12 protein-coding genes and 3 pseudogenes are annotated in these 19,413 nt (G+C 59.3%); 9 read left to right on the top strand and 6 right to left on the bottom strand.

What is annotated here, in order from left to right; genetic code table 11:
- Positions 1–3: 3 nt before the first annotated feature.
- The 3 genes from X738_RS70465 to X738_RS88485 form a co-directional block, all read right to left on the bottom strand.
- Complete coding sequence (locus tag X738_RS70465; protein WP_156942664.1) at positions 4–7,071, bottom strand: non-ribosomal peptide synthetase/type I polyketide synthase; 7,068 nt, start codon at positions 7,069–7,071, stop codon at positions 4–6.
- A gap of 493 nt (positions 7,072–7,564) precedes the next feature.
- Positions 7,565–7,978 carry an MmgE/PrpD family protein gene (locus X738_RS70460; protein WP_023801929.1) on the bottom strand — a complete coding sequence of 138 codons (414 nt, stop codon included), beginning with the start codon at positions 7,976–7,978 and terminating at the stop codon, positions 7,565–7,567.
- Positions 7,975–8,199: an MmgE/PrpD family protein gene (locus X738_RS88485; protein ID WP_084833848.1), complete on the bottom strand. Its 225-nt coding sequence runs from the start codon at positions 8,197–8,199 to the stop codon at positions 7,975–7,977. The genes X738_RS70460 and X738_RS88485 overlap by 4 nt, the downstream gene beginning before the upstream one ends.
- A gap of 574 nt (positions 8,200–8,773) precedes the next feature.
- Between X738_RS88485 and X738_RS89250 the strand changes: the two genes are divergently transcribed.
- Entirely contained in the window at positions 8,774–9,067 is a 294-nt protein-coding gene (locus tag X738_RS89250; RefSeq protein WP_373420459.1) for an iron-sulfur cluster assembly scaffold protein, read from the top strand.
- Here the strand turns inward: X738_RS89250 and X738_RS83275 are convergent.
- Positions 8,961–9,394, bottom strand: a pseudogene (locus tag X738_RS83275) (IS21 family transposase); the annotation flags it as partial. The gene X738_RS89250 and the pseudogene X738_RS83275 sit on opposite strands and share 107 nt — an antisense overlap.
- 390 nt (positions 9,395–9,784) lie before the next feature.
- Positions 9,785–11,422, bottom strand: coding sequence for a formyltransferase family protein (locus tag X738_RS70450; protein WP_210163893.1), 1,638 nt, complete (start codon positions 11,420–11,422; stop codon positions 9,785–9,787).
- Between the two features lie 723 nt (positions 11,423–12,145).
- Here X738_RS70450 and X738_RS70445 point away from each other — a divergent pair.
- From X738_RS70445 to X738_RS87495, 8 genes and pseudogenes are all read left to right on the top strand, one after another.
- The gene (locus tag X738_RS70445; RefSeq protein WP_023801925.1) at positions 12,146–12,565 is read left to right on the top strand and encodes a hypothetical protein; all 420 of its coding nucleotides are present in this window, start codon (positions 12,146–12,148) and stop codon (positions 12,563–12,565) included.
- A gap of 988 nt (positions 12,566–13,553) precedes the next feature.
- Positions 13,554–13,721, top strand: a complete 168-nt coding sequence (locus X738_RS83270; protein ID WP_084833847.1) for an ATP-binding protein — start codon at positions 13,554–13,556, stop codon at positions 13,719–13,721.
- A gap of 612 nt (positions 13,722–14,333) precedes the next feature.
- On the top strand, positions 14,334–15,533 hold the full coding sequence (locus X738_RS70435; protein ID WP_023801922.1) for an IS256 family transposase: 1,200 nt from the start codon (positions 14,334–14,336) through the stop codon (positions 15,531–15,533).
- A gap of 12 nt (positions 15,534–15,545) precedes the next feature.
- Positions 15,546–16,073: a group II intron maturase-specific domain-containing protein gene (locus X738_RS89245; protein ID WP_084833845.1), complete on the top strand. Its 528-nt coding sequence runs from the start codon at positions 15,546–15,548 to the stop codon at positions 16,071–16,073.
- Positions 16,074–16,240: 167 nt separating this feature from the next.
- Positions 16,241–16,992: pseudogene (locus X738_RS83255) on the top strand (IS5 family transposase).
- 207 nt (positions 16,993–17,199) lie between these two features.
- A pseudogene (locus X738_RS83250) lies at positions 17,200–17,937 on the top strand (IS5 family transposase); the annotation flags it as partial.
- A gap of 67 nt (positions 17,938–18,004) precedes the next feature.
- Positions 18,005–18,211 (top strand): aminotransferase class III-fold pyridoxal phosphate-dependent enzyme, encoded by a 207-nt coding sequence (locus X738_RS85180; protein ID WP_023801919.1) that lies wholly within the window; start codon positions 18,005–18,007, stop codon positions 18,209–18,211.
- Positions 18,212–18,288: 77 nt separating this feature from the next.
- Entirely contained in the window at positions 18,289–18,612 is a 324-nt protein-coding gene (locus X738_RS87495; protein ID WP_023801918.1) for a hypothetical protein, read from the top strand.
- Between the two features lie 224 nt (positions 18,613–18,836).
- Here the strand turns inward: X738_RS87495 and X738_RS87490 are convergent, their stop codons facing one another.
- Positions 18,837–19,319: a recombinase family protein gene (locus tag X738_RS87490; protein ID WP_023801917.1), complete on the bottom strand. Its 483-nt coding sequence runs from the start codon at positions 19,317–19,319 to the stop codon at positions 18,837–18,839.
- Between the last annotated feature and the right edge of the window lie 94 nt (positions 19,320–19,413).

Raw genomic sequence — 19,413 nt, 5'->3', positions numbered from 1 at the left:
CGCTCAGTCGTTTGCATTGAGATAGTTGTTAAGTTTCTTTGCCAGGACGCTCACATGAGGGGGAGAGACCATGGTGTAATGATCACCTGGCACCTCATGAATTTCCAAGTGGCCTCGCGCGAATTGCTTCCACCCAAGATCGCCATCGGGTTGATTGGAGGACACACGAAGTCCCTTCTTGGCCGCAAAAAGAATGGCCCTACTGTCGTTGGGCCGAGGCGTATAGTCACGCAGCGCAATTCTATTAGCCTCGGCAACCGTCAGGATATGGTCGAGTTGTGCGTCGGTCATCTTTGGGACATGGCCAGCCTGCCTTCCGAAATCGAATAAGGCCACCGCCTGACGCTCGCGTTTCATGGATTTCAGCTTTCGCCAATGTTTCTTGAGCGCGGGAAAAAGGACGCTCAATATGACCGCTTGCTCGCTTAGCCAATCGGGAATGGGGCTGTGGCCGAGCAGCCGATGATACCGGCCGCTTATGTCCTCTTCATGCTTGTGAAGCGCTTTGGCATCGAGCAGCGCAAGGATTGCGACCTCGTCACCAGCATCGCGCAATTGGCAGGCCATTTCCCAAGCAATGCTGCCGCCCATGGACAAGCCGGCGAGTTGATAAGGGCCGCGTGGCTGAACACTCTTGATGGCCTCAACATATTCCTGCGCCATCTCCGGAATGCTCAGATAAGGTCTTGCCTCACCGTTCAGACCGCGCGCCTGGAGACCGAAGAGCGGCTGCTCCACGCCCAGTGCTTTAGCAAGAGGCGTATAGAAGAGCACATGCCCGCCAAAAGGGTGGGGGCAAAACAGAGGCGCCCGCGAACCACCGCTTTGTATCGGCACCAATGCTCCCGGACGCGCGCTTCCACGGGTCTTCGAGAGGGCTATTGCGAGTTCTCTTGGTGTCTGCTGTTCCAGCAGCAGGGAGAGAGCCAATCTCCCTCCCGTGAGCTGCTCGATGCGATTGATGACGCTCAAGGCGCTCAATGAATCGCCACCAAGATCAAAGAAGCTGTCGGTCAGGGCAACGTCATCCAAGCCCAAAATGTCTCGATAGACGGCCGCGATTTGGCGGTCCAAAGCTGGCTCGCCAGACATCTCAATCAAATTCGGACCGCGCGCTTCTTCTTCTCCAGCCGCGCGATCGACGAATACAGCCGCAGTATCGGGTTGATTCAAATCAGCATTTTGTCCCCTCTCTTTGCCGGCGACCGCATCGAGCCAGTAACGCTTGCGATCAAAAAGATACGGGGGGAGAGGAATCCGATGCAGAGGCTTATTGCCTTGCAGGCCAGACCAATCGATGCGAACGCCGCAGGTCCACAGCTTGCCCAGCGTATGTAAGAGTGTCGCGTGATCGCCTTGTCCATGGTTGCCTCCTGGCAAGGCTGGAAAAGCGACCAAGCCGCGCCGGTCGCTCTTTGACTTGACCTGCCTGGATTGTCTGGTCAGAGCTGCGCCGGGCCCCATCTCGATGAACAACTCGTAGCCCGATTCCACCAGCCGATCGAAAGCCAGATGGAATTGCACCGTCTCTCGCAGATTGCGGACCCAATAGCTGGCGTCCATAGGCACATCAGCCTCAAGCCAGTCACCGAGCACTGTTGACATGAAGGGTATTTGCGGCGCCTGCAACTCGACTTGTTCTGCGTCAATCCTAAACTCCGGAAGGATAGGATCGAGCAACGATGAATGCACCGCATGAGTTGCGCGTATTGGTTTGCTTGCGATGCATTTCTCCTGCAATCGCTCATGAAACGCTGCGATCTCGGATGCGGCTCCCGAAACGATGCACTGACGCGGCCCGTTTATTGCTGCCAATGAGAGGCTTTCGTTCCAATAAGGCTGGAGCTCTTCCGGCGATAGGCCGACTGCAACGATGCCGGCTGCAGGCACACGTGAGATCAACTGTCCCCTTATCAGCGTCAGTCGAATGGCATCGGGTAACGAGATGATGCCCGCAATGTGAGCTGCCGCATATTCTCCGATGCTGTGGCCTATCACAGCTGCGGGGAAAACGCCCCACGACATGAAGAGCTTCGCCATTGCATATTGGGTGGCGAAGATGACGGGCTGTATGACAGCTTCCAGCTGAAGCTCAAGCTCACGATCGGATTTGCCTTCCCCGTAGAGGAGGGGGCGGAAATCAATATGTGCGAACTCATTAAGCCACTTTGCGCATTCGTCGATCGCGCTTCGGAACACCCGCTCATTTTCGTAAAGCTCTCGACCCATTCCAATTTGCTGCCCGCCTTGGCCGGAGAACATGAACACGATACGGTGTTCACTGCTTGACACTCCTCGCAACGCGTCCGTCTGCAGTGCCGCCTGATCAAGTTGGTCGGCTAATTCCGCCAGGTCGGATTCCACGAAGCTCGCGCGGTATCGGAGAGCGGCTCGACCCTTTTGCAGGGTGTATGCGATGTTAGCTGCGCTGTGCTGAATATCCTTGCGGCGCATAAAGCCGGCCAGTTGCCGGAGCATTTCGGTCATTGCCGATCTGCTCGCCGCCGACACCGGAAAGACGTGCGGCCTGCGACTCGCCTGCTCCCCGGTTCGCGGCGGAGCCTCCTCGAGAATCGCGTGCGCGTTCGTGCCACCAATGCCAAATGAGCTAACCCCGCCGCGTCTTGGCGCATCACCTTTGGGCCAAGCGGTGCGGGTCTTGTTTACCCGTACCGGGCTCTCTTGAAAGTCGATATTTGGGTTGGGTGCATCGAAATGTAGGCTAGCGGGAATGACGCCCTTGTTCAGCATTGTGGCGAGCTTGATCAATCCCGTTACACCTGCTGCGGCGTCGAGATGGCCGATATTTGTCTTCACCGAACCAATTGCGCAGAATTGTTTTCGTGCGGTCTGGGAACTGAAGGCCTTGCTCAGGCCGGAGATTTCGATGGGGTCTCCAAGGAAGGTTCCAGTACCATGCGCCTCCACGTAGCCAATCGTATCCGCTGGGACGTCAGCATCGGTGAGGGCATCTTGAATAACTGCAGCTTGGCCGTCGGCGCTGGGGGCGGTGAAGCCTACCTTTGCGGCGCCGTCATTGTTAATGGCGGTCCCTTTTATGACCGCCCAGATATAATCTCCGTCTCTACAGGCATCGCTCAACCGCTTGAGAACGACGACCGCGGCTCCGCTGCCTCTCACCGTTCCTTGTGCTTTAGCATCGAACGCGCGGCAGTGGCCGTCAGGGGATAAGATGTGGCCCTGTTGATGGAGATAACCTTTTCCGTGCGGCAGGGAAATCGATGCACCGCCTGCCAGCGCCATGTCGCACTCATTGCCGCGCAGGCTCTGGCAAGCGAGGTGGACAGCAACCAGCGAAGTGGAGCAGGCCGTCTGAACTGAGACGCAGGGGCCGGTCAAGTTGAGCTTATAGGCAATCCGCGTCGCCGTGAAATCGCAGCTATTGAGAATGCGAATCTGCAACTTCTCTGAATCCAGCAGGTCGCGGCTCGCTTCGCCGTCGGCGAGATAGTGGTTGGCACCCACGCCGGCAAAGACACCAACACGGTCACCCTCTGTCTCGCGAGATCCGTATCCCGCATGGTCGAGCGCCTGATACGCTGTCTCCAACAGGAAGCGTTGTTGCGGGTCCATCCACGCTGCTTCCTTAGGCGAGAAGCCGAAAAATGCTGAGTCAAACAGATCAACTCCGCTGACAACGGCTTCGCGCCTCACATAACTAGGCTTGCCAAACGTCTCAGGATCGACGCCAGCTTCTCGCAATGTCTGTTCATCCAGATCTGCGATGGACTCAATGCCATCGACCAGATTGCTCCAGAATTGATCCACATTCTCCGCTCCCGGGAACCTGCCCGCCATACCGATGATCGCGATAGCATTGCGATCCTGTTTGGGCTCCTTCCCGTTTCCCGCAAAGCCGATTGGTTTCTTTAAATCTTGGAGGGGGTGAAGAGCAGCTGGAATCGCCTTCAAGTGCGCAGCGAGCGCTCTTATGGTGGGATGCTTGAAAAGATCCAGAATCTTGCAATCAATTCCCAAACGATCGTGGATGCGCGCCTGAACCTGGACGATGGCCAGGGAATGTCCGCCAACATCGAAGAAATTGTCCTCAACGCTGACGGAGTTCAGCTTCAGCACATCCTTCCAGACTTCAGCCAATTCCGCCTGCAACCCACCGGTCGGTAAAGTTGCGGCCTTTAATTTCGAGGCGTTTCTCGGCCGGGGAAGGGCGCGCCGATCGATCTTGCCGCTGCGATTGGTCGGTAGCTGCGGGAGAAACACGAACTGTGAGGGAACCATGTAACCAGGCAGCGCGGCGCGCAGAAAAGACTGAAGTTCATCGGTATCCTCCGAATTGTCCCGTGCCCTCACCACGTAGGCTGTCAGGCTCGCATTTTCATCGAGACGGTCTGTCAGCGTAACGCAGCATGCTTTGACGTTTTCGTGTTCCATCAGGCACTGCTCGATTTCGGCAAGCTCGACCCGCACGCCGCGGATCTTGATCTGTCCGTCCTTCCGACCTAGGAACTCAATCGTGCCATCTGACCGATACCGGGCCCGATCTCCAGTCCTATAGAGCCTGGACTGCGGCTCATCATCAAAGGGGTTTGGCTGGAAAAGCTCGCGCGTGAGTTCATCGTGATTGATGTAGCCGCGAGCCAGGCCGACGCCCCCGATGCAGAGCTCGCCGATTGCGCCGATCGGCGCCGGATTTCCATAGCGATCGATAATGTAAACCTTGGTATTGATGGCAGGGCGCCCGATGGGCGGCTTTCGCCCGTCGGGTTTCACCTCGGTCCTTATGCAATACACGGTCGTTTCGGTGGGGCCATAGGAATTGAAGACGCGGCGCTTCCCACCCCATCGGTCAACGAGGCTCGGCGGCAAAGGCTCTCCACCTGACTTGACCACGGTGAGATCAGGAAGGTCCGTCGACGGCAAGGAGTTCCATGCTGTGGGCGTAAGACCGGCAGCGGTAATGCGCTGACGGCGCATGAACTCGACAAGCTCTGCTCCCGGCAGTGGCGCTGATGGCGGCGCAAGGCACAATCGACCACCAGAAGATAAGGCCAATATGAAATCAAACAGAGATGCATCAAATCCGCAGGAAGCGAACTGCAATACCCGGCTATCCGGCCCCAGCTGATAGGTGCGTCTTAGATCCTCCGCCATGTTGCAGGCGCTTCGATGTTCAATCATCACGCCTTTCGGCTGCCCCGTGGAACCGGACGTATAGATCACATAAGCCAAATCGGAGGGGCCGGCGGGGCACTGCGGAGGCGTGACTTCGTGCAGAGCAATTTCGGTGTGGTCCTGGTCGAAAAGAACCATCGCACATCCATTCAGGCCCCCAATGTTTGGCGCTGGATCGGCTTTCCCGAACGTTTGCTCTTTGAGCTCCGTTCTGCTGATGACCGCAATGGCGCCAGCGTCCCGCACCATAAAGCGCAGGCGCTGGGCTGGGAGTTGCGGATCGAGAGGAAGATAGACGGCCCCCGCCTTCAATACCGCTAGAAAGCCGACAATGAGATCGCACGAACGCTCAACGAGAACGCCGACCACATCTCCAAGGCGGACACCTTTTGAAATCAACTGACGGGCAAGCCTGTTTGCCCTTTGCTCAAGGACAGCATAGCTGAGCGCCTCCAAGGGACAGCTGACAGCGATATTGTCTGGGTAACTGGCGGCCTGCGCTTCGATCAGATTGTGCAGGCAAATGTCGGAGGGAAACGGTGTAGCTGTGTCGTTAAAATCATGCAGGAGCTGGTGCTCTTCCTCTGGCGTTAGAAGACTATAACCGCCTATCCGTTGCGAAGGCGCATCTGCAATCGCATCAAGCAGCAAACAATAGTGCTTCGCAAGCCGCTCGATGCTTCTGCCATCCCACAAATCCGCATTATATACGATGTTAAGGCGGACGCTGTCTTTGCCAGCGAGGATACGAAAGTCAAGATCGATCCAGGTATCGGTCTCGCAAAATCGGATTTGTGCAGGCAAGCCGGATAGGTCGACGTCGCATGGCGTGAAGCCGAGAGAACTCACTGCCTCCGGAGTGAAGTTGAAGACTGCTTGCGCGAGCGGATTGCCAGGTGCGGCAGGTAGCTTGAGCTTCTCCAACAGTAGTGGAAGAGGAAAATACTCGTGACTGCGCGCGCATCGCATCACGTGACGGACCTGCCGCAAATGGTCGAGGAAAGTGGGATTTCCGGAAAGATCCTGACGTAACGCTGCCAAGGTCACAAAGTAGCCGAAGGTTCCCGAGAAATTTCCTGCTGGACGACCGAGGCGTCGGACGTAGAGGGTGATGTCGTCCTGCTCGCCATAACGATGCAGCAGGACGTAATAGGCAGCAAGCAGGACGGTGGCCAGCGTTACCTTTTCTTTGTGCGCCAGCTGCTCCAAGCGCGAGATCAGCGGCATCTCAAGGTCCAGCGAGACAACAGACCCGGTGTGCGTGGCATGCGCTTCTCGTGGTCGGTCTGTCGGAAGCGCCAAGTCGGCCTCGTGATCGACAAATTGGTTGCGCCAGTAGGTCCACATGCGTTCTCCGTCGTTGCCGGCAAGAAGGCGCCCTTGCCAGGCTACGAAGTCTTCGTAAGGAGCAGCGGTGGTCAGACTCGGCATTTCCGCGTTGCCGCAGCACGCCTGGTAAAGTCTTCCGAACTCGTGCAGGAATGTACGAATGCTGTAGGCGTCGGAAACGATGTGATGGAAGTTGAGAAGGAGTACCTCTTCCGTAGCAGTTCGAATGAACAGGTGAGCGCGAAACAACGGCCCATGTTCCAGGTCGAAAGGCAAGCGGGCCTCTCCGGCGATAGATTGATGGAACTCCGCCTTTTCGACTCCTGGCAGCCGAACCACATGAAGACTCAGGGAGCCTGTCCGATGAATGCGTTGAACGACGTGCTCGCCTTCCTGATGGAAGGTCGTGCGCAGCATTTCATGACGATCGATCAATGCCTGGAGTGCGCGCCGCAAGGCATCAATGTCGAACGGGGCCCTTATGCGAAGTTCGACTGGTAGATTGTATTCGCTACCGGTCGGTCGTTTTTGATGATGTAGCCAAAGGCCCATTTGGCCATGCGACAGCCGACGCGTGAAATGGTCCATTGCTTTCTCCGTCACTTGTTGTGCGGAGAACGCTACCCCTCTTCTCGTAGAAGCGGTTCGAATTTTTGGAGAATTATTGTGTCATACATATGAACTTTTCGTATTGTATAATACATACTTGCGGCTTCAAATCGGAATCGGTGGCCGGCCTCATCGGAATACCCAACATGCATGACGAGGATCAAGCCGAGCGCGATCGTTGAACAGCCTTCATATATCTTTCCACATCGCGAATTGTCGGCAGCGTATGCGTCTCCTAGCCTGAAAATTCATTGCGCCCCGATGGCACGTATCACCAGTGGAGGAAGGTTCCACCCAGATAGTAGTCGATTGGTCTGGTAGCTGACGAGCGGCTCGGTCGGGTAACTGGCCGGGTCGAAACCTCGTGACAGAGGCCGCCTTGAGCGGTTGAGCAATCCGATGGGCCGTAACGTGAGTGAAGCCTGAGCAGGCCTTGAAAAGCGATGATGTGGCGGACCGGCAGCGAACTTTGTCACGACTGGCGCACGAGGTCCACCGCCATGATGGCGCCCTTGTTCGCCCATCCGTAATTGTTCTTCAAAAGGCTCATCGGCCGTGAGTGGAACTTGCACAAGAAGGGGAGCGGAGCATGCATCGGCGTTAGCCCGTAGGCATCCGCAATTTGGATGGCGCTGAATCGCTGCAATAGGCTTGCCGCGGTGCAGGCGCCGAATATCTGCCAGGTGGCATAGCCCTTTACCTTGCGGTCGCGGTCTTCGCTCGGACGCATGGCGGTGCCAAGGCGCAGCGACATTTCGTAGCCGCCGACGATCGCTGCAATCAGCTCCTTTCCAGAGCTGCCGAGCTCTTCGGCGACGGCGAGGGCGGCCGGGATATTCGACGCGCCTGGATGGCCGAAGAGAATGTAGGAGTCATCGAGGCTCACATGCTGGCGCTATGCGCGTTAGCATGGGCCGCATTAGCGGGATGGAAGCGCAGCGACGGACCGAACACGGTGCTGGCCCCACCGGAGTCGATGCGCCCAAGGTAAGGCGTCATCTGCCTGGCCCCGCGCGTCATGCTTCCCGCGATCATGCAGCCGACGTGGTCGAGGACCAGCAGCTTCGCCTTGTCGCGCACGTGTGCCGGAAGCTCATCGTACGTGATGTTGGCGACCTAGTGGTGACGTCTTGTGTCAGCGACATGATTTTGAACCTCTCTGAAAACGCAAGATCAAGTGCGGCCCGCCGGCCGCTTGTCGAAAAAGTGCCTAGTTCTGCCGTCGACGAAGATGTCCCATGTGAATACCGGTCAGCAACTCCTGCCGCCTCGCCGCGAGACAGGTTCAAAAGTCGTGCCAACTACGCATAAAGAGCCAGAAGGAATCTATTCAAAGCTGTAGAAGAGTATAGCAGGAACCCTGGCCAAACACCGCCGTGTTGCGGACTCGACAAACCTGACAGTAAGTACCGGTTGCTCGGCGTTCCCGCTGAATCTCGGATAGAATTCCTCTGCGGTGGGAGCCGAATTCACGCATCATTCAACCGGGTTCCACGTTGTCCGATGTCGAGACATGCGACATAGGGTGGTAGAGCCGTCTACTGTTTTGAAATGATTTTTTCTTTTGGCACGGAACGTGCGTGGTCACCACGCGAATGCGTCACGGACCGAGGAGAAATCGTCCCATGATCACGCTCACCGAAAATGCCGTCGCCGCCGTGAGGACCGCGCTTCAGGGGCAATGTGGGACTACAGTGAACACTTCTTCAATCCGAAGAATGCCGGCGTGCTGGAAAAAGCCAATGCAGTCGGTGAAGTTGGCGCCATCTCCTGCGGCGATGCGCATAAATTGATGATCATCATAGCGCTTGGACGCAGCGCAGAGCCTAGGTGTGCTCGAAGCCCGACCAGGCGAGCCGAAAGTGCTAGAGCAGATGATCGAGCGGCTGGCCAGCGATCGACACGCCCAGGCTGCTCATGTCGGCAAAATCCGACAGCCAGGGCCGGCCGGGCTCGTGAACCTGACGGAAGATGACCTTCTGCTCTTCGCCCTGGATGGCGAGCATGACCGAATGCGCCGCTCCAGGGTCCGGCGAATGCCCTCGCTCAGTTCCGGGTCCCGCCGCAGTATATCTTCGTAGATAGCGACAGCATGGATACCTGGCGCCGCCTTCAAAAGGGGAACGACCTCGGTATCGAAGGTGCTCGAGAGGGTCAGGCCGTCGCCGGCCGCGAGCCTTTTGCTTTGCGATGGCAGGTCCGGATTCTTCTTGATGCGATAGGCCGTCGCTCTGCTGATCGACGCCTTGGCCGCGGCAACCTCGGTCGTGTGTTCCTGTCGTAACTTCATAAAGGGCCTCATCTGATGGTCGGTAGCGGCCTGGCACGAAGGTGATTCTCCATTCTTCCTGTCGTGCAGCGTCCCCCAGTGCCTCCACCAGCAGGTTGAGCGCCAGCCGTGCCGCAGCCGGTATCTCACTTTGCGGGTTCCGCAGGCACTCCAGCAGCCTGGCCACATGGGAAGGCCGCTTGGCCACCACCAATCCGTATTCGAACGGCTGCTCGTGCAGGGCGTTGATCAACTGCGTCCTCTGCACCAGCAGGTCGCGAGCCCGAAACACCACCGCGCTCGCCTGCTGCTCCTCGCCTCATGCACCACCGCCACCCTATCCGGCGCCTGGCGCACCTGCGCCGAGAACAGCTCGTGGATGCACTTGTCCGCAGGACAAGAAGCCGCCGTCCGGTTCAGCTCCTACAGGGGATAGCCGCGCTCCTCGGCCGGCAAAAGCTCGATGCGGCCGACCGGCTGCCCGGCATCGACCATTACACCATGTAACAAAGTTTGCAAATGCTGCGTCATGCGGTCGATCTGCTGGGGTGCGAGGCGACTGGCATCAAAGTGCCAGCGAAAGCTCCCATCCAGAGCGCAAACCTCAAATGTCAGCAACTTGCCCGGCAGGGCTGCCTCGCAACACACCTTCGAGGCTGAGTGAACAACGGCACCATTGTTTTCTGCCGCAATCGCCATTCCAACCGGCCAGGGCCTTTGCGATCGTAGCGCCTCCATCCCCTTTAATGGCGGGCAGCGCCCGATAAGATCGCGCGCAAAGCTGTCGCGCTCCCTCAGCTGAGCACATTCGGCCGCCACCGCTTTGCGTATTTGTTTGAAGTGATCGGCAAGGTCGATGGTGACTTCCATGGGCACGGCAGAAGCGATAACGGCCTCCACTGTTTGCATGCCGGCTCGCGACGCTGTCGGCGCCGGCGTCCATCCCAGCTGAAGCTCTCCCTGGCCTGTGATGCGGGCCAGATAGATCAGCCAAGCCGTTACCAAGTATTCCACCCGATCAATGGCCGACAGCTCGGCCAAGGCCCCTGGGCTTAGCCACGAACTCGACTGCCATCTCGCCGGCGCTTCGGCTGTGCCGGATGACAGGAAAGGCGGCTCCGCTATTTTAAACTGCTCAAGCCGCTGCCGCCAGAAGTTCTCTGAAGGCGCTATCTCCTCATGGATAGCAGTTAGGCGCCGCACCAGATCGTCGCTCAAGACAGGAAGGGCCTCGCCTTCATCCAGATTGCAGCGGCTGGCGAGTGCTCCCGCCTCCAGAGCCTGGCCGTCCAAGCTGCCAAACCAGACGTCGACATCCTGCGTACCCGTCGCCACACGCCAATGGCTCGGATGGATTTCAAGCAGACGACCTGCCGCAAAGCCCGAGCGACGAGGCAACACCTCCAAGCGCCTGACGGCGACGACCTCTTCCCCTACGATGGCCTTGCACAGACACAATGGATTGGGATAATACGGCCCAAAATCCAAGGCCCGCGTCATCGCCGACAGATATTGCGCGGATCGATCCCAACGCAGAATACCTGCCGCATCGGGACGCCGATGTCTGGGAAAGTAGCTTCTGTCTTCCAATGCCTGCGGACGGGTACTGAGCTTGCCCCCCGCTAAGCCAGTTAAAAGCTCGCGGAAGCCCTCGACAGCGGCTTCGTAACATTTGAGGTTCAGGGTCAGTGCCGTATCGGCGGGCGTCACCAACACTTGGCGCTGAACCGCCACGTCACCTGTGTCAACACCGTCAGCGATACGATGCCACGTGATGGCATGCTCGGACTCTTGCGCCAGCAGCGCCCAAGACGTCGCGTGAGTTCCGGCATATCGCGGCAAAGGGCCGTCATGGTAGTTGAAAGCCCCTTGACTGATCCGCCCGAGCACATCGGCCGGCAAGATGAACGGATTGACAACGGAAAAAAGCCACTCCACCGGCTCGGTCTTCAGGAAGCTCGAGAGCTCTGCCACACTTGCAATGCACGGGACGTTGGCGCGAGCCGCCCAGCTGGCGAATATCGCGTCTGCACACAGCACCGCGCGAATGTCGTGGCCCATCTCCATTGCCTGCTGAGCGCAGCTGATCGCGAGCGTACCCTTGCCGATAATAATGCTAGACGGGACTGATCGGGCTCCAGAGCGGTGCTCATCCCTATCGCCTATTTGAGTGGTTGAGGACGACTGGGTCATCTCACGGCCCCGGGGGAATCTTATGTGCAGTCTGCAAAATTTCTGTGCTAGCCGCTGCGCTTCCTCTGGCAGTACCCAATCGAGCACGGCGGAACTTTGCCTTGAACTTTTCTGGCTGTCTCGGAGCCGCTCGAAATTCAGTACGATCCTGCATCATCACACCTATCTCAATGAGAGAGAAGTCGCCGCCGCCTGTCTGTCCCAAAACCACTGGCTCGCAACCCTCTGTGGGTGTTGCAGCATGCCGATCACGAGAGGAAACAGCCGAGGCTCTAACCGCCACTGGATGAAAGTTCAGTATTCAGTGGAGTGTCATACGCTTCCGAGTGCTTCTCCTTAGTTCAGGGACTTTTACACCTCACGTGCATACGGCGTGCCAAGGAGAAACCGTTTTAGCTCAACAGGATGGGGCCAACTCTGCTATGTCGCAGGTCAGACATTGTCGCAACTTTCACATCACTCGCTCCCGAGGGGGGCTCCTTGGCGGGTGCCCGTCCATGAACGGAACGGGTCCACACCGGACGTAACCGGCCGCAGCTGGTGCGACGGGTCTGTATTCTCTAAGCCGATGGCGGCAAGCGGCCACTCGGGATGCCGGCGCTGGAAGACAACGCAGAGAACACGCGCGCCGAACTGAGCCGCGACTTTACCCGAATGCGGCTGCTACACGAACAGATCCGCGAGATCGAACGCGAGCGCTTGTACCGGCGCGCCTCAGCTTCCACGGTACCTGCGGCGGAGCAAGGGGCGCATGCGATGGTTCGTCCCTCGCGCGGGTCATCGGGATTGCCGTCGAGACGGCAGACGTGCTGCTCCATGAGATTTTGTCGCGCGACTTACGCGATCGAAGAGCGATCGCCCCGGTACGCGGGTCTCACCGGGCGCCCGACGACCAAACGTCGGCGCGAGAAAGGGCTCGCACGGGCCGGCAATGTGCGCGTTCGCTACGGCATCATCCTGCTGGCGTGGCGCTTTCTACAATACCAAAAGGACAGCGCCCTTGCCCGATAGTTTACGACGCGCACCGCCGATGGTCGCGGCGGCACGCGCAAGACAATGATCGTGGCACTGGCGCTCAAACTGTTGATAGCACTATGGCGACTGGTCACGACTGGTGAAATCCCGAAAGGCGTCGTTTTGCGCGCGGCATGATGCCAGAGGAGGGAGACAGCCGATCCGGTGGACCGGAAGAGGTCTAGCGACAAGGATTCCGAGGTGGCGGTGACCCGATCGCTCACATGGCTTCTCAAGCCGCGCCCGTAGAATGGGTCCGCCGCCCGGAGCTTCGCCCGTTGATGCGTATGGCTGCGTCATGGTTCGCGATCCGCGAGGATCAATCGCATACAAGCTTGCGGCGCGTTACCACGCCTGATGGCGAGCTCCCCTCGGAATTGTCTTCGTTCGTTCAGGTCTCGCCGAGCCAAACAGCCTGCCGCCGTGCTCGTGACCGTCAAGGACAAGTCGCTGCGCGATGGGTGCCTGGCGGCCCCATCCTTGACCATCACTGCGCGCGGCAGCGAGCGCTAAGGTAGGTCGGGACGAGGAGATGGTCGCCCAATTGGCCGAGGCTGCCGATGACGATCCGAGGTGGCGGCAACCCGAAGCTACACATGGTCCTTCGGACCGCCGATGTAGAATGGGCCCGCCGCCCCGGAGCTTCGCCCCGATGGGCATGCTGCATCATGGTTCGGATCCACGGGAATCGACCGCATACAAGTCTGCCGCGCGACCCTTCGCGCCTGGCTCGGCGAACTCGCCTCGGAATCTGTCGTCGGCTTTTTGGCTCCCCTGCAAAAAAGGGCTCACCCGACCAGTCAGCCTGCCGTTCGCCCTCGTGACCGTCAAGGACAAGTCCCTCACGCGATGGGCCTGCGTCCCCATCCTTGACCGTCACTGCGCGCGGCGGCGAGCGCCAGGGTAAGGTCGGGACGAGAAGATGGTCGCCAATGGCCGAACGAGGAGATGAGGAAACGAACAGGAGCATGCTTGACAATCAGGCGTGCCGCGCCTGTTCGAGGATTTGGCGCTCGCCAGGCCGCTTCCCACGCCTCATCGACAAACTCACCGCGCGCAACTGCTCATCCTCGATGACTTCGGAACCCACAGCCTCACCGATCAACAGCGCTTCCACCTGTTCGAAATCGTCGAGGAACGTTATCGGCGCTGAACGCGGAAGGCTCTGTCGCAGCACGCGGCTGCGCGTTCAAGGGCGAGAATGTCTGGCTTCTGCGAACACGGCGGGGCATCCCCACCGTCAAGATCAACGGGACGAGCGCCAATCCCGACCGATGGCCAGACGGAACCTACTCGGTTCAAGGGACGGCGGCCGCCCTGGGCGTCACACCACAAACTGTTTTCGACTATCTCGCATGCGGCTTGCTCGAGGGGCGCCAGCTTACGAAGGGGCAGCCGTGGCAGATCGAACTCTCGGATGACCAAATCATACCATGCGAGCACGGCTCACACGCACCAAGCGATCGAGGAAGAAGGTCTCATGACAAGTTCGGTGACACGCCGTTCGGTCGTGCCCCGCTGAGTGGTGTAGCTCGGCGGTAGCGAAGCCGCTCGCGAGCGCGCCCTCAACAGCGCTGTAGCAAGCGAGCGGCGTAGCGGCGGTCATCGATGTTCTTCGGTAGGGTTGGGTTGCTGACACAACCTGATTCGAAGGAACCACCGATGACCAACGACATGATGGNGCAAGCGAGCGGCGTAGCGGCGGTCATCGATGTTCTTCGGTAGGGTTGGGTTGCTGACACAACCTGATTCGAAGGAACCACCGATGACCAACGACATGATGAACCTGCGTACGCTCGTAGAGAAGACCCCCGACGCCGATATCTTGCGCGACATGATCGGCTTTGCCGCTGAGCGGCTGATGGAGCTGGAGGTGGGCGCCGCCACCGGCGCCGGCTATGGCGAGAAGAACTCGCTGCGCACGGCTCAGCGCAACGGCTACCGCGACAGAGACTGGGAGACGCGGGCCGGCACCGTCGAGCTGCGCATCCCCAAGCTCAGGAAGGGCTCTTACTTCCCGAGCTTCCTGGAGCCCAGGCGCATGGCCGAGAAGGCGCTGACGGCCGTCATCCAGGAGGCCTACATCCAGGGCATCTCGACACGCTCCGTCGACGACCTGGTCAAGGCCATGGGCATGAGCGGCATCTCCAAGAGCCAGGTCAGCCGGTTGTGCGAAGAGATCGACGGCAAGGTGAAGGCCTTCCTCGACAGGCCCATCGAGGGTGACTGGCCATACGTGTGGGTGGATGCCACCTACCTGAAGGTGCGCCGCGGCGGGCGCATCGTCTCGGTCGCCGTCATCATCGCCGTCGGCGTCAACAGCGACGGCCGGCGCGAGGTGCTGGGCATGGAGATCGGCACCTCGGAGGCCGAGCCGATCTGGACTGAGTTCCTGCGCAAGCTGACCCGGCGCGGCCTGCGCGGCGTCAAGCTCGTCGTTTCCGATGCCCATGAAGGCATCAAGGCGGCCGTCACCAAGGTGCTGTGCGCGACATGGCAGCGCTGCCGGGTCCATTTCATGAGGAACGTGCTGGCGCATGCCGGCAAGAGCGGCCGCCGCGTCGTCTCGGCCTTCATCGCCACAGCCTTCGCCCAGGAGACGCCGGAAGCCGCCAGCACCCAATGGCGCGCCGTCGCCGACCAGATCCGGCCGAAGGTGCCCAAGCTCGCCGCCATCATGGACGACGCCGAGCCCGACGTGCTCGCCTACATGACCTTCCCCAGGGAGCACCGCGCCAAGCTGCATAGCACCAACCCGATCGAGCGCCTCAACGGCGAGATCAAGCGCAGGACCGAGGTCGTCGGCATCTTCCCCAATGACGATGCCATAGTCCGTCTCGTCGGCGCGCTCCTGCTCGAACAGAACGATGAATGGGCCGTGCAGCGGGCCCGCTACATGACGCTTGAGACCATCAGCCAGATGAGCGATGATCCGCTCATCAGCCTGCCGGCAGTGGCGCGCTGATCATTCCGGCCCATGCCGGAGAGCACGGCGACCAATGCCGTCAGCTACATCACGCCAGTGGGCACGATCCGCCGTTCCTCACCAAGAATCTCGACACGCATCGCAAACCTCGCCCAAGACACGTCGCAAACGACGTCGTTAAACACGTGTCATAGGTCATCACCACGCCGGACCCGGGGCATAAGTCTGCCGCAGCTGGTCAAGGAGCTGAAGCCATACCTCATCGGATGGCGCGGCTACTTCGGCTTCTGCCAGACCCCACGGGTGCTTACGAACTTGGAAGCGTGGACCCGCCGAAGATTACGCTTATCTTTGGCGGCAATGGGGGAACGGGCACAACCGCTACAAGGAGCTGCGCCGTCGTGGCGTGCCAAAGCTCCGGGCCGCGGTTGCTGCCGGTTCACCGACGGGATTCTGGCGCATGTCAGGACACCCGGCGGTCCAACAGGCCCTGCGCAACCAACACTTCGAGTCGCTCGGTCTTCCCCGTCTCTATGTCTCTGTCTAAGCTTAATCCGGTCGAACCGCCGTGGTACGTGATCCGTATGCCCGGTGGTGTGGGAGGGGCGGCGCCGCGAGGCGTCCCCCTATCCCGATCAATCCTCAAAACGCGCCCAGAACTAAAAATCTGCCAAAGTAGTGCTAGGCTCAGGATCTATTAATTTCGTTTGAGATGTGATTCACGGTCTCCATTGAAGGAGGCCGCTATGGGTGATTTGTTTCTGCTGAGCGAGCGCCAGATGGCGCGGATTTCGCCACATTTTCCGCTGTCGCACGGGGTGCCAGGGTCGATGACCAACGCGTCGTCAGCGGCATCGTCTATGTGATCCGCAATGGGCTGCAGTGGAAGGATGCGCCGGCGGGCTACCGTCCGCACAGACGCTCTACAACCGCTTCATCCGCTGGAGCCGGCTCGGCGTGTTCGACAGAATTTTCGCCGCGTTGGCCGGCGAAGGGCCGAGACCCGAGCGCATCATGATCGACGCGATCCACCTGAAGGCCCACCGCACCGCGGCGAGCCTGCTCAAAAAGGGGATGTTCCCCGCCGTATCGGGCGCACCAAGGGCGGACTGAACTCCAAGCTGCATGCCGTCTGCGATGCTGACGGACGGCCGATCATCCTGCTCCTGTCGGAAGGCCAGATGAGCGACCACAAGGGTGCCCGCCTTGTACTCGACGCCCTGCCGCCCGCTTCAAGTCTGATCGGGGATCGCGGATACGACAGCGCCTGGTTCCGCCAAGAACTCCAAGCCAAAGGCATCGTGCCCTGCATCCGTCGAGCCGCAACCGCAAACTCCCTTACGCCTACGACAAGACACTCTATCGCCAGCGGCACAGGGTCGAGAACCTATTCGCCAAGCTCAAGGACTGGCGACGCATCGCAACGCGCTACGACCGATGTGCCCACACCTACTTGTTTGCCATCTGCATCGCTGCAGCCGTCATCTTCTGGCTCTGATCAATGAGTACTGACCCTGCTAGTCGACGAGCCTCCTGAAACTCAACTCTTCCAAATCGAGATATGGAAATGGTGAAACAAAATCGGTCGGCAACATCCAGCCTTGAGCAGGTGCTCGACGAACTAGACTAAGACTAGCCGGCAAACTCATAAACTGAGTTTCGTTTTGTGACGAGTTCTGATTCAAGGCTTCTTTTGGAGGCTTGGATGCGTCGTTACGAACTGAGCGACTTTAAATTGGGCGTGATCCAACCGCATTTGCCGAACAAGGTTCGCCGTGTGGCGCGTGTTGATGACCGCACGACATCCTGTGGCGCTTCCGAACCGGCTCGCCATGGGCGATGTGCCGGATCGCTATGGTCCCTATACGACATGCTACAACCGGTTCGTGCGATGGCGCAAAGCCGGGGTCTGGGGCTGCTGGCGGAGGTTCCCAAGGCTTTTGACGGCGAGATCATCATAATCGACTCCTCCTGTGTCCGCGTTCACCAGCATGCGGCCACGGCAAAAAGGGGGGCGATGACGATGGTTGCATGGGACGTTCCCGCGGCGGCCTCACCACCAAGATTCATGCGCTTGTCGATGCCGAAGGGCGGCCAATCGATCTCGTCCTGACGGCCGGACAGGCGCATGACGGCAGGCCCGCTCTCGCCATGCCCGACGCCCTCCAGCCCGACGCGATCCTGCTCGCCGACCGTGCTTACGACAGCGACGCCATTCGCGGCCCTCGCCGCAGAAAAAGGAGCCTGGGCCAACATCCCGCCGAAGAAAACCCGAACCGGCAGCTTCTTTTTCAGCGCATGGGGCTACAAGCAGCGCAACCTCGTCGAGCGATACTTCAATAGCTCAAACATTTCAGAGGAATAGCGACCCGATACGACCGCGATCCGCGAAACTTTCTCGCAAGCGATCAAACTCGCTTCAGTTCGCATATGGTTGCGGGCTTATGAGTCTGCGGCCTTAAGAACGCGACTATATGGTGAGCCACCCCAAAAGCGCGGAACAAGTCAAAATGGCGGCACAGGTCCTGCCAGGTGGCAGCACGCGGACGGCACTGCACTTCGATCTTTTCCGCTTTATCATTGATCGCGCCTCAGGAAGCCACCTCACCGACCTTGACGGACATACCTACATCGATTTCGCCGACGATTTTATCGCTGGCTTCTATGGCCACAGTGACCCTGTGATCGTTAATGCTCTGAACGACGCCATCGGATGATGCGCTTACGCGTGACGGCCGTGGCCGCCGGATGATGCCACGCGGCTTCCAGGTCGACCCCCATTTTGCAATACGCGGTGGCGCTCCTCGGCGCTCAAAGCGGCCGGCCGCTGTCGAACCACGGCCTCCAGTTCTTCCTCGAGTGCGCGTACGGTCGCGAGGGCGCCGTTCCACCGGCGCTCGAGTTCGTGAGCAACCAGACGATTCTCAGGGTCGACCGTGTCATACTGCCCGCGCGCTCTGGTTGCCTCATATCGCGCCTGTTCGAGCGCCAACTTGATCTGGCGCTGTTTTTCGCCAGACTGATGCTCCCGCTGTGCGATCGTCTGGATGGCCGCTTCAACGCCGAGCGGCTGCAGCAACCGCACGATCTCGGCTCCCACCGCCTCGTCGACCCGTAATGCGCCAAACGAGATATAGGGATCACCGTCGGGATTGCTCCGGGTCGCGTCACACTTATGGCGGCCGACATCACCTTTGGCGCCATTATAGCCAACAAGCAGCCGGCGGCCGCAATGACCGCAACGCAATTAGCCCGGCGAGCAAAGCCTCTCCCTTGCGCACTCGCCCGCGCACCATCATGCCCTTGCCGTTGGCATTGTCAGTAATCAGCCGTTGATTCCTTTCAAACTGCCCAGGGCAAATAGCCTTCGTGATGATCAACGAGCTGCCCGATCTGAGCGAGCTTTGCGACGGCCGCGCACGATTCGCTTGCGGCCATTTCGATTATCGTCCGACTTCCGGTTCGGCCAAAGGCGTAAGCGCCGGCATAAACAGGATTGGTGAGAAGGTTGCTCACCGTCGTGTAGACCGGAGGTTTCCACAGCACCTGCTGCTGTCCCGAGATCCTGGGGTTGATGTACGGCAGCGCTATCTGGTCACTGCGAAGCGATAAGAACACCTGGCGGATGCTTTGCATTTCGGCAAAGCGAGTGAAGACCAACCCAATCGCCTCGCGCACGCGCAGGTCGGGATCCCTTTCGATTTTGTCAGAGCCCACGTTCACATAGCCGACGGCGACCGTGAAGAAGAGCTCGCCCCGTCGTGCTTTCTGCTTCAAGGCTTCCATCGAACGGGCCCGCAGGAGCGACAGTTCGAGCTCGCTCATCGTCCCTTTCATGCCCAGCAATAACGGATCGTTTGGATGGCGGGGTTCTTAGATGCCATCCTCATCGACGATCACCGCGCCAGCCAGACCGCAA

Source organism: Mesorhizobium sp. L48C026A00 (assembly GCF_000502375.1).
Lineage (GTDB): Bacteria > Pseudomonadota > Alphaproteobacteria > Rhizobiales > Rhizobiaceae > Mesorhizobium > Mesorhizobium muleiense.
The sequence above is the reverse complement of the archived record's forward strand: the minus strand, read 5'-3'. Positions and strand labels throughout refer to the sequence as shown.